8 protein-coding genes are annotated in these 12,789 nt (G+C 33.8%); 1 reads left to right on the forward strand and 7 read right to left on the reverse strand.

The window, feature by feature from the left end; all coding sequences use genetic code 11:
- Position 1 precedes the first annotated feature (1 nt).
- Positions 2–1,324: a CoA-disulfide reductase gene (locus NGI30_RS07465; protein WP_251519388.1), complete on the forward strand. Its 1,323-nt coding sequence runs from the start codon at positions 2–4 to the stop codon at positions 1,322–1,324.
- A gap of 96 nt (positions 1,325–1,420) precedes the next feature.
- On the opposite strand, the gene NGI30_RS07470 is transcribed toward NGI30_RS07465, so the two are convergent.
- The 7 genes from NGI30_RS07470 to lepB (NGI30_RS07500) all read right to left on the reverse strand — a co-directional run bounded on the left by NGI30_RS07470 (position 1,421) and on the right by lepB (NGI30_RS07500) (position 12,643).
- The gene (locus NGI30_RS07470) at positions 1,421–1,810 is read right to left on the reverse strand and encodes a YisL family protein (RefSeq protein WP_251519387.1); all 390 of its coding nucleotides are present in this window, start codon (positions 1,808–1,810) and stop codon (positions 1,421–1,423) included.
- Positions 1,811–2,095: 285 nt separating this feature from the next.
- Positions 2,096–2,998: a fumarylacetoacetate hydrolase family protein gene (locus tag NGI30_RS07475; RefSeq protein ID WP_251943214.1), complete on the reverse strand. Its 903-nt coding sequence runs from the start codon at positions 2,996–2,998 to the stop codon at positions 2,096–2,098.
- Between the two features lie 116 nt (positions 2,999–3,114).
- Positions 3,115–4,260 carry a DUF418 domain-containing protein gene (locus NGI30_RS07480; protein WP_251943216.1) on the reverse strand — a complete coding sequence of 382 codons (1,146 nt, stop codon included), beginning with the start codon at positions 4,258–4,260 and terminating at the stop codon, positions 3,115–3,117.
- A gap of 22 nt (positions 4,261–4,282) precedes the next feature.
- Positions 4,283–7,936: a helicase-exonuclease AddAB subunit AddA gene (gene addA, locus NGI30_RS07485; RefSeq protein ID WP_251943218.1), complete on the reverse strand. Its 3,654-nt coding sequence runs from the start codon at positions 7,934–7,936 to the stop codon at positions 4,283–4,285.
- Positions 7,937–11,395: a helicase-exonuclease AddAB subunit AddB gene (addB, locus tag NGI30_RS07490; protein ID WP_251519383.1), complete on the reverse strand. Its 3,459-nt coding sequence runs from the start codon at positions 11,393–11,395 to the stop codon at positions 7,937–7,939.
- Between the two features lie 132 nt (positions 11,396–11,527).
- Positions 11,528–12,103 carry a signal peptidase I gene (gene lepB / locus NGI30_RS07495; RefSeq protein WP_251519535.1) on the reverse strand — a complete coding sequence of 192 codons (576 nt, stop codon included), beginning with the start codon at positions 12,101–12,103 and terminating at the stop codon, positions 11,528–11,530.
- Positions 12,104–12,121: 18 nt separating this feature from the next.
- Complete coding sequence (gene lepB, locus NGI30_RS07500) at positions 12,122–12,643, reverse strand: signal peptidase I (RefSeq protein WP_251943220.1); 522 nt, start codon at positions 12,641–12,643, stop codon at positions 12,122–12,124.
- Positions 12,644–12,789 lie beyond the last annotated feature (146 nt).

Raw genomic sequence — 12,789 nt, forward strand, 5'->3', positions numbered from 1 at the left:
TATGAATAAAATTGTTATAGTAGGAGCTGTCGCAGGAGGCGCCACTGTTGCTAGCCAAATAAGAAGATTAGATTCAGAAAGTGAAATCATTGTATTCGAAAAAGATCGTGACATGAGTTTTGCCAATTGTTCATTACCTTATTATCTCGGAAAAGTGGTAGATTCTCGCGATAAAGTTGTCGAAACAACACCTGAAATATTTTTCGATAAAAAACAAATCACTGTTAAAACTCATCATAAAGTAACGAGTATCAATGAAGATGATCAAACTGTAACCGTTCATAACCTTCAACAAGATAAAACATTTGAGGAAAGCTACGATAAACTCATATTAAGCCCAGGTTGTAGCGCAAATACTTTAGGTTTAAATAGCGACATGGCTTTCACGTTAAGAAACCTGGAAGATACAGATGATATTGATGCATATATTGAGCAGCATAACGTTTCAAACGCTTTAATTGTAGGTGCGGGCTATATTAGTTTAGAAGTGCTTGAAAATTTTTATGCACGAGGCATCACACCGACTTTAATTCACCGCTCCACACATATTAATAAACTCATGGATGAAGATTTAAACCAAACGATTATCGATGAATTAGATAAACGTGAAATCAATTATCGATTTAATGAAGAAATCGATAAAGTTGAGGGAAAAAAGGTTTACTTCAAATCTGGAAAAGTCGAAAGCTACGATATGATAATTGAAGGTGTCGGCATTAAACCAAATTCTGATTTCATTGCATCTTCCAGCATACAATTAGACGATCAAGGTTATATACCAGTGAATAATCGTTTCCAAACGAATATACCGAATGTATACGCTTTAGGCGATATCATAAAAGCTTGTTATCGTCATGTAGATCTCGAAGCCCACATCCCACTTGCTTGGGGTGCGCATCGTGCCGCCAGTGTTATTGCTGAACAAATTGCAGGTAATCCAAATATGGTATTCAAAGGATTTTTAGGTGCTAATATAGTTAAATTCTTTGATTATTCTTTAGCGAGCGTAGGTGTTAACCCTCAATTATTAGACCAATTTAATTATGAATATGTAGAAACTACTCAGGGTACACATGCTGGTTATTACCCGGGTAATACTCAAATAACATTACGTGTCTATTTTGATAAGTCTAATCGCCGCATCTTGCGTGCGGCCGCTGTGGGGCAACAAGGCGTAGATAAACGTATTGATATATTATCGATGGCGATGATGAATCAACTTACCATAGATGAACTTACAGAATTTGAAGTTGCATACGCCCCACCTTATAGTAGCCCAAAAGACGTTATTAATATGATTGGTTACAAAGCGCGAAATAAATAATGGTGACATTTATTAAATGTGTATAATGTTATATAAAAAGCCCATCATAAAAAGTTTATGCTTCTTATGATGGGCTTTAATTTATTTATTCATCTCTTATAGGCCGAACATTTGTGTAATTGGGCCTCTTGGTAAAATCGTACCTAAAGTCATTGTAATAAGGATTAACACGATAGTAATCCATAACATCCCATTACTAGGTTGTCCTTTTTTTCTTTTTGCTATTGTCACTTCCATTAAAGCGATAACGCCTACACCGCATAACATTTTAAGTAACAATACGATATGACTACCTGCGTTGTCCATAGTAAATGCTTGAATCCATAACCAAAAACCAGAAATCAGTACTAATACCATAAATAATCTTAGTAACATATGAATTGGTTTGAAGTATGGCGTCGCACCTTGCTTTTCTGAAAAGTTAAAGTAAGTGGCGAAAAATAGTATAATCGCCAACGCCCATGTCATAATATGAATATGTAACATAGTTGGTCCCCCCTACAATTTGAACTAATAAAGTAAAATAAACATGTCTTTGTAGCGTTAGTAAAAACATACAATTGTACATTTAACTCAATATTGTATGTCATATTGTTAATGTAGCAAAACATAAACGATTGCTCCATACACATTCCCATGATACTGAACTGTTAATCATTTTTAAAGATTTTTCTAAAGATATACCTAGCCTTTTCACCAACAATGCAAAAGGTAGATAGTTATTACATGTATTTCAGTATAACTATCTACCTTGTTTATGCGTGATTTAATTTATTTCTCAATATAATTTGTTAATGTACCAATGTTATCGATTGTTACTTTTACTTCATCACCTGGTTGTAGGAATTGTGGTGGTTCCAACCCAGCACCAACGCCTGCCGGTGTACCTGTAGCAATAATATCGCCTGGGTGTAATGCAACGTATTTTGAAATTTCTTCAATTAATTCATCAATTTTAAGAATCATTTCGCTTGTATTGCCATCTTGACGGATTTCATTATTTACCTTCGTTACGATATTTACATTTTCCGGTGTTGGTAATTCATCTTTAGTAACGATGTAAGGTCCAATAGGACATCCACCTGTTAAACTTTTAGAAAGGAATGCTTGATCTTGTGATGATTGCGCCTTACGATCAGTAATATCATTGATGATTGTATAGCCATACACATAATCTAATGCTAAACCTTTAGGTATTTTCTCACCTGATTTACCAATTACTACACCAAGTTCACCTTCGTAATCTAGTTGATCAGTAATATCTTTGTGGTTAGGAATCGTACTATTGTCACCAGTTAATGATGAAGCTGCTTTAGTGAATACATATAAGCGTTCTACTTCATGATTTAACTCGCTTGCATGTTCTTTATAATTACGTCCAAAAGCAATGACGTTATTTGTCGGCGTTACTGGTGGTAAAAATTCAATATCTGAAAATTGTACTTTATAATCTTCTCCTTTACCACTTTCTTCAGCAGCTACAACTGACTTACGTACTTGCTCTTGAAAATCTATCGTTTGATTTTGTTGTAGTCCGTTTAGTAATTGTTTAGGGTGAAATTCTCCTTCTGAAAAATCAGCAAAAACTTTCTTCAAGTCCCAAGCCGCTTCTTCGCGTTTTACTTTCACACCATAAGATGCCTCTCCGTCATGTCTGAATGATAGGAATTTCATTCAATATCAGCTCCTCATCTTTTATTAATATTTATTATAACTTCATCAAGGATGAAATAACAAATAAATACGCATTAAAATTCTTAAAATTCTAACAAATTTGTTAAAGTATGAAATTACTTAAGATAAGTGAATTTTCGCCATATCCATTCAAATGGACCTTTCTTAAATTTCTTCAAATAATAGTAACTCAATATCATTTGAAGTATAAATATTACAATAGCAATCATATAGGACTGATATAGTGCCAAACGGTCATATAAACCGAACCCAAAACCTAAACCGCCGTAAATAAGTGTGAAAATTATACTTTGTGTTAAATAAATTGTGAGACTTAACTTCCCCGGATATTTAAACATTGAAATGAAGCGCACAAAATTACTTTTTTGACATAATATTATAAATAATAATACATAACCTGTTGCAACTAGTGGACCACCAAGCATTGTACTCAAAGTTGACAATGCCTGATTGGCGTAATCTATAGCATATGGCAATTTAACTAAATATCCTATTATGAGAAAGGTACAACCCCACTTCATCGCTTTTCGTTGATTATTTCGTATGTAGTCAATTAAGTTTACCTTTTGAGCAACCATACCTAATAAGACATAAGGCAGAAATTCAAAAAAAGCACCAAACGTCACTAAATCTAAAATGTGCATTGTTTTTTCATAAGTATTTAAAGCAATATTACTCATATAACTTCCATGTTGCTTCGTATTAATAAGCTTCGATATAGATGTGCCCGTAAAGTTTGCAGTGTCATAGCGACCATTCAACCAAGTAAAGAGTGATTTTGGTATAGCGATAAGTACTATTTTTACTGTAAATAATACAATCGCTGTAATAAATAAGGCTTTTGGTCTTTTCTTAATTAAAAGTACAGCAATCATCCCAGTAATTGCATAATCAACTAAAATGTCCCCTGAAAATATGAAGTAACCATGGATTAAACCTAATGCTAATAAAAAGGTTAACCGTCTAAATATCACTGGATAGTACCCGTAATCACGTTGCACGCTATGGTCAAACATTATCGCCAGACCATACCCAAATAAAAAGGTAAATATAGGATAAAATGAACTGATAATTAACGTCGTGACAATACGAATAATCAGTTCATCCACCCCATCTACTTTATCAGGTAAAAAAGATTCATCGTATGGAAAACTAAATGGCAAAATATTCATTAATAGTATTCCAAATAAGCTCAATCCTCTCAGTGCATCTAACTCAAATACTCTCTTAGATGTTGTCATTTACGTTGCTCCTTTATTAAGATTAATCAATTGAGAGTTGACCAAATTTAAAGAAATAGAGGTATCCTTTTACTTCTTTATTTAATATTGTCTCCAACGTATTTCTATAATATGCCATCTGTATTTTATAACGATCTTTCAATTGTTGACCTATTTCCTCATCTGTCATACTGCGACGTCTATTGAAAGCATCTGTTTTGTAGTCTACAAAGTAATATTCACCGTCACTTACAAAGATTAAATCAATCATACCTTGAATGATTGAAGCATCTTGGTCATCTGGCCTTTTATCTACTTTATTCTGATTAACTACAAATGGAAGTTCACGATAGATTGCATCACTATTTGCAATTTTGCGATATAGCGGACTTTCGATAAAATGCATAATATCATCTATTTGAATATCTTTTTTAGCATCTTCTGTAATAATATTCTTATCAATTAAACGGTCGATGTAATTTAAGAGTTGCTCACGTGTTAAACCATCTTCAGTAAATGGTAAGTGTTGCATTACTGTATGCATCAACGTACCAATCTCATTGGCTCTACGTACTTTTGTATGACTCAAGAAAGCAGGTCGTTCATATGTTCTCGTACCGATACGATATTGACGAACGCGATCATAGTTCGTATCTGTTTGAGCTGTTTCTAATTGTCGTTTCAACTCAGAAACTGATTGTTTAGATGGTTGATGTATAGCAGTTTGATATGGATATCGGAAAGCTAACTGACGTTCGATTTGCATTCTAACTTCTTCGTTACCTGAATTAAATGATTCCATTTCGTTTAATGTATGCGCACGCTCAATCTCACCCACTGATTCAGTTGCGATATCCTCATAAAGATCAATATTTAATTGAACATAAGGTTTCATTGAGGTATCAACCTCATCAATATTCCGTTCAAAACGCAACTCATTGGACAGTTCTGTAGACTGATACTTTGAAAGTATCGGATAAATCATTGAAATTGGACTTTGTGCAGTTAAACGGTAACTCACTGGAAGATGCGTACCTGAAACAGAAACTTGTTCCCAATTTTGTAACTCTTTCTCTGACTTTACACGTCCGATTAAAAAGAGTTGCTCTTTCGCACGTGTTAATGCCACGTAAATTAATCTCATTTCTTCAGAGATCATTTCCTTTTCATTGATAGCTTTATACGTAACTGAAGATAATGATGGGAAAGTTAATTGATGTTCCACATCATAATATTCCATTCCTAGACCATATTGTTGGTTCAAAGTAACCGGTTTATAAAGATCTGCACGACGAAACTTTCTTGATAAACCTGAATAAATGACAAAAGGAAACTCTAAACCTTTACTACTATGAATCGTCATCATACGTACGACATTGTCATTTGGTCCAACGACATTTTCTTCACCAAAATCTTTTCCTCTATCTATCAATTCGTCTATAAATCTTATAAATTGATATAACCCTCGGAAACTAGAATCTTCAAATTCCACTGCTTTATTAAACAATCCATATAAGTTAGCGCGACGGCCTTTCCCACCAGTAATACCACTAAAATATTGAATGACGAAATGGTCATTATAAAATTTATCAATTAATTGATAAACGGCATGTGTTTGACTATATTCTTGATAAAGCTCGATATCTGTTAAAAATGCTTTTAACTTTTCAACGAGATTTTGATCAACATCATCATGTTGAATATAATGTTGAATCGACTGGTAAAAATAATCATCATTCGGACTGATAATTCGAATATTTGAAAGTTCGTCTTCAGTAAACTGATAAATGACTGAACGCATCAACCCGACTAAATATATATCTTGTAACGGATTGTCTATAGTTTTTAAAAATGACAAGATTAACTGTACTTCAGTTTGTTCGAAGTACCCTTCTTTGCTGTTAACATGAAATGGTATATTGTGATCTTTAAACGCTTGTTGAATATTACGTGCTTGGCCGTAAGAACGTTCAAGTATAACGATATCTTTGTATTCAGCTGGACGATATTGCTCAGTTTTAATGTCATAAACTTTATAGTCATTTATAATTTTTTCCACTTGTTGCACAATGTACTCCGCTTCTTGTTCAGAACCTTTTAAATCTGATTGATCATCTTGGATAAGCATATTCAAATGTACATCATGATTTTCCGTATCAAATGGTGCTCCGTAATAGAGTTGTGCTGCAGCATCATATTTTATTTCGCCAACCGCTTCATCCATCATGTGTTTAAATAAATAGTTGGTTGTAGTTAATACCTCTTTCCTGGAACGGAAATTTTGAGATAAATCGATGCGCATACCGTATTCAGAGCCATCAGTTGTAAATCTGTTATATTTTTCAATAAAGAGGCTTGGATCGGCTTGCCTAAACTTATAAATCGATTGTTTTACGTCTCCGACCATAAATAAATTCCCATCAGATTCGGTTCCACGTTTAATACACGTTAGAATTTGTTCTTGCACGCGGTTCGTATCTTGATATTCATCGACGAGTAATTCTTCAAACTGCTTTCTATAAAGGTCTGCTATTTCCGTAGGTTCTCCGTCATCATCCATTAAGATACGTAACGCGAAGTGTTCATAATCTGAGAAATCTAATATGTTACGGCGACGTTTTTTCTGATTAAATTGATTTATTACATCTGATGTGATCTGTGTTAAATATTGTATGCGTGGTGCCAACTGTTGCATATCATTAGTTAAACTTTCCGCATCTCTGGAATAGTAATCTGTTTGTACTTTTGTGACTAAATCTTTGTATTGGTCGTAATATTTTTTAGCATCATCATAGACATCCATCATCATTTCATTCGCTTCTTTGACCTTTTTATTTTTGGCAGGGAAACGTACGATAAATTGATGATCTGCAATAAGTTGTGAATTTAAATATCCATCTTCCATAGCCTGTGCCATAAACTGGCGTTCTGTCTCTATGACTTCTACTTGTTTTTCAACTGATTCTAACATCATAAATAAATCATAACTCTTATTCAGTGCTTCCAATGCAGAGGTCATAAATATAGACGCAATGTCATTTAATAATGTTAGTAATTCTTGTTGCTGCTGTTCATCTTCATATGGATCTGATAAGTGAGCTAACCAGTTTAACGGGTTAGGGTTAGCCACACTAAAGTAATACAGCTCTTTTACAGTGTCGCGCAATAGTTCATCATTACGGTCAGAAGATAAATGTTCCGTTAAATCAATAAAATGCGGGTCTAGTTTGTCATAATGTTGCTCTAATACTTCATCAATTGTTTGCTCGAGTAATAAAATATTTTCCGCTTCACTACTCGTTTTAAAGTTTGGATCTATATCTAATACATCATAATGTTGTTGAATTAATTTCAAACAAAAACTATGTAATGTTGAAATTTGTGCTTGATGAATTTTGATACGTTGATTTTTTAAATGTGTATTCTCTGGTGCTTCCAATGATGCTTCTTGAATGCGTTGATCAACACGATGTTTCATCTCACGTGCACTCGCATTTGTAAACGTCACGACTAATAAGCGATCGACGTCGATCTCATCTTTAATGATACGTTGGATAATACGTTCAACAAGTACTGCAGTCTTTCCTGACCCAGCTGCTGCAGCTACGAGTACATCTTGGCCTTTAGCATAAATACTGCGCCATTGACCATCCGTCCAACGTGTATTTGTCGGCTTTATTGGAATTTGACTCATCATTTACTCACCCTCTTCGCTTTCATCATTTCGCACTGCTTCTAACGGATCAATGGATTCATCTACAACACGATAACGTTTACTATCAATCATCCCGTCCACATGACAAACGGATTTGTAGTTACAAAATTCACACGGTAACTTTTGATCATATTTTAACGGTGCAACTTCTGTATGTCCGTCCATAATATCCGATGCAGTTTTAATAAAATTACGTTTGTTATGCTGGATTAATTTATAAATCGTATCTTCATCAGCAACTTTACTTTGACTTTTTAACCCGCCATCTTTTTTAAGTCCAATCGGAACGATATCAGAAGTATAATTAGGTTCAATTCGCGTATCCACGGCTTCTATAACTGATTCATCATCATTAATTAAACCGCTCAATTTAAATGAATTAATAAACTCTTTGTTACGTTTCTCTTTATCAATTTCACTCCATGCAAGTTTGATACGAGGTTGGTGTACATGGAAGTATAATAATCCACCTGGTTTAGTTTCAGGTGTAAGTCCGAGTCGTTCTTTGTTATTAAGGACGATATCCATATACGTCATCATTTGCATCTGCATGCCATAATACACTTTAGTTAAATCTAACGTGCCACTATATTTTGACGATTTATAATCGATAACATTTACGAAGCTACGACCGTCACGTTGATAAGTATCAATACGATCAATTTGACCGCGGATATTTATTGGTACACCTTGAGAAGTTTTCAGTGTTTCAGCAAGTAATTCTTGGTTATCGCGTGGTTTTCTTCTAAATCCTGCTTCAAAACGCTCTGGCGTAAATTTTGAATAGTTACCTTGATATTTAAGTGCAGTTAGTGTCGTTTCAACGATTGCACCAATTTTCTGTGAAAGATAACGATAGTACGCTGTTGAATTAAGTAAATTAAATTGAACGCCAGGTAAAATATCTGACAGTGCTTCCGCCGTTAATTTATGAATTTGATTCGTATTTAAATTTTTAAAGTCCCCTTGAATTTTATCTGAGATTGCCTTTAATACTCTGTGGAAGATATCACCTAAATCAAAGTTCTCCAATTTATATTTCGTACGTTCATTTAGACGCAGACCATGCGATGCGAAATGTTTAAACGGACATGCTTGATATCCTTCAAAGCGCGATACACTTGCATTTATCGTTGAACCGTATAGTGATTTCGCTTGTTTTTCTGAAAGTTGAACTGTCTCATTATCATAAGTTAATGCAGTTAATAGATAATTAAGTCCTTTGTTGAGTTCATTATTATCACGGATAACTTGATATGTGTCTAACCAAATATCGGCGACAATTTCATCATCTAACCACGACTTTAATGCTTCAAATAAAGAGATTTTTGTCTGGTGCGGATGCTCAATTAACGTTAACGGATGTGCTTGATGATTATATTGAATATTCGTAGCATCTAGATTTGTATATAATGCGCACACTTGGTCTAAAAATGGACTCGGTTCTTTCTCATCACCACTCACGCCCATTAATGAATATGAAAATGTCACTGCTGCTTGACTACGTGTCATCGCAATGTAAAATACGAACGCTTCATCCATTTGCAACACGTCAGAAGTTGGACTCAACTCAATATCTGTTTGTTGTTGGAAATTTTTCTTTTCTTCATCTGTAATTAATCCTGAAGAAGATACTGTTTGTGGCATGACACCATCATTCACACCAACTAGATATACATGTGCTTTATTATCAACTTTGGCTAAATCCATCGTTCCGATGCTCACCTGATCTAACGTTTGAGGAATCATAACGAATTCCAATTGATCCAAACCAATATCTAACAATTCTAAAAATCTAGATTTTTTCATCGATTGATCTTCGAACACAGTTACAACATCATCAAGTGTTTGAATTAAACCATTCCATATTTGATCAATTTCTTCAGCCTTTTGATGATTACCCTCTGCATCGTACGTATCTCTTTCTGTCATTAATTGACTAGGTAATTCAAATGCCTCCATGGATTCATAAAATGCCGTCGCAAAGGATATTGCAGTTGAAGCTTCATTCATTTTACTTTCGAAAATTAATATTTTATCAATAACATTATTTTTCAACTGTACAACACGATTAAATGTTTCGCGTTCTTCGTCTGTCAGTTTATTTCGTTTAATGCCCATAATTCGAAATTGTTCGATATCAAAAAATGAATCATCTAACCAACGCTTACCATATATTCCACGTTCTAATACAAAGTTTTCCAATATATCAATAAGATATTTACTCTCTTTAATAGATTTCGTAAGGACGTTCGTTTTAAATAGTCTCATCATCGGTTCGAAGTTCCAATTTGACTGAATCACTTCAATCATTGACCGAATCATTTCCATAATAGGATGGTGTGTCATAGATTTTTTGACATCGATATTGTATGGAATATCATACTGCTCTAGAATAGATTCCAATAAGAATGCGTATGACTCATCTCGATACAAAATTGCAATATCTTGATACCTTCTATTTTGTTCACGTGTTTCCTTTAATATGCGTCTCGCTATCTCATTTACTTCTTCACGCATCGCTGAAGATTCTAGTATTTCAACACTTTGTTGAGCTGGTATTGTTTGTGGCTGCAACGCATTAAAATTGCTTTCAAGATGTTCCAAATCTTTGTTTTCAAAGCGATACGTTTGGTCAAAATAGGTTTTATTTAATTGAATATTCAAATCTTGTGCAACTGTTTCTAAATGCGTTAACGACTCAGATGGCTTTCTAAATAAACTGAATGGGTCTTTATCACCATCTGTAGTTAATAGTACAGTCACTTTCTTTGCATTCTTTACAAGCCCACGAATCATTTCATATTCAATTGTTGAAAAGTTATGGAAACCATCAATGTAAATTTCACTTTTTTTCAACCATTCTGATTGATCCATCATTTGAATAAATCGTTTTAAACTGTCTTCTGAAGATACGTAATTCCCTTGCATACGTTCTTCTAACTTTTTATATACTAATGCAATATCTTGGAGTTTGTGTTTTGATCGTGTTGGTAATTGATTTTCTGTTATGTATGTTTCTAACGCTTCTGGAGAAACTGAATATTTTTTAAAGTCTTGTATTTGTTCATACAATTTCTCACTAAAACCATAATATTTCACTTGGGATTGATATAAATTCAACTCACTTTGGTGTCGTTGAATAATATCGTAAATCATCATTTCTGTGCCGACTTTAGAAAGTTGCTGTTCTAATATGCCGCCCACTTCTTGAAAAACTCTATGACTTAGACGTTCAAAGTGAAGCACTTCTGTTCTTAAACTGCCATTTAGCGATGAATCATTTACAAACGCTTGTTCAAGTTGAAATGTATTTTGGGTCGGGGCAATTAAAATGATAGGCTCACCTAATGGTTGTTCACGCATTTTTTGTCGAATCTCGTCAATCATCTTTGAAGATTTACCTGTCCCTGCTCTTCCAATATAGGCATTTAATTCCATAACCATCCCACTCCTTTGTTTTCCATTTTAACATATAAAGTGTTACACAATGATAATGATCAACAGCTAATTTCAGCATCCATGCATAAAAAAGCTAGAACATTTTTAACATGTTCTAGCTCTTATAATTCTTTATTTACCGTAATCTGTATCTGGATCAAATCCAAATTTCATACCATTTAATGGCCAATATCTAAACCAAACTTTACCTACAACTTTATCTTTATCAATTAAGCCAAATGAACGGCTGTCTTTGCTGACTTCACGATTATCTCCAAGCACTAGTAATTTGCCTTTAGGAATTTTATTTTTATGTGTTTCTCTATCTATATCTTTTGTTTTAAAGCTTCCAGTAATATAATCATAATGTTTGTGTTTTTCATTATAGTTTAAGTAAGGTTCATCGACTTTCTTACCGTTAACATAAAGTTTGTCTTTTTTATATTCGATTGAATCTCCAGGCGTACCGATAACACGTTTTACGTAATCAGCATTTTTTGTAGCGTGGAACACAATAACGTTACCTTTTTTAATGTCGCCTAGTTTGTAATCAAATAAGTTTACAGCTACGCGTTCTCCGTCTTTCAATGTAGGATCCATTGAATCACCTTTAACTGTATATGACTTTGCAACAAAATTTGTTACTAAAAAAAATATAGCAAGCGCTGCAATTATTGCGACAATCCATTCTATTACTTCTTTTCTCAATTTGTACACCTCATCTATTTAGTTAAAATTAGCCGTGAATTGATCAAATGGATAATACTTTAAACTCACGTTGCCAATCACATCTCGTTTTTTAATCAGTCCGAATGTTCTTGAATCTTTATCATTACCTCGGCGATCATTTAATACAAAATATGTATCGGGTGGTAATATATCGCCTTCGGAGTGTTTCACTTTTCTTAATGATAACGATTCAATTTGTTTGCCATGAGTATAAGGCTCATCAACATATTTATCATCTCGATAAAGTTTACCATGTTTATATTCAACAGATTGACCAGGTTTCCCAATAACTCGGCTTACATGGACTTTGTCACCCTTACGATACAATATAATATCACTATTGCCTAGTAAATTAAAAGTAGTTTTTAGTTTATTTATTATAACACGGTCGTCTTTTTGTAAAGTCGGTTTCATCTGATTATCTTGTATCACAGCACCAGAAATGACAAAGGCTTGTAACATCAGCACAAAAATTAAAGCACATATTAAAGCGATGATATGTTTGATGATGCGTTTCACATAGACACTCTCCTGACGTTTTTTCAACCTTTACACAATAATACAAACTACGGTATTTCATTATAAGTGTAAAAACACCTTATTGGAACCATTTAATATCTTTTTACTTAAAAATCGGTCTCTAGTCCCAGGTAGTTTCGACTATT

Origin of the sequence: Staphylococcus sp. Marseille-Q5304, assembly GCF_943737015.1 — a bacterium.
Classification (GTDB): Bacteria; Bacillota; Bacilli; order Staphylococcales; family Staphylococcaceae; genus Staphylococcus; species Staphylococcus hsinchuensis.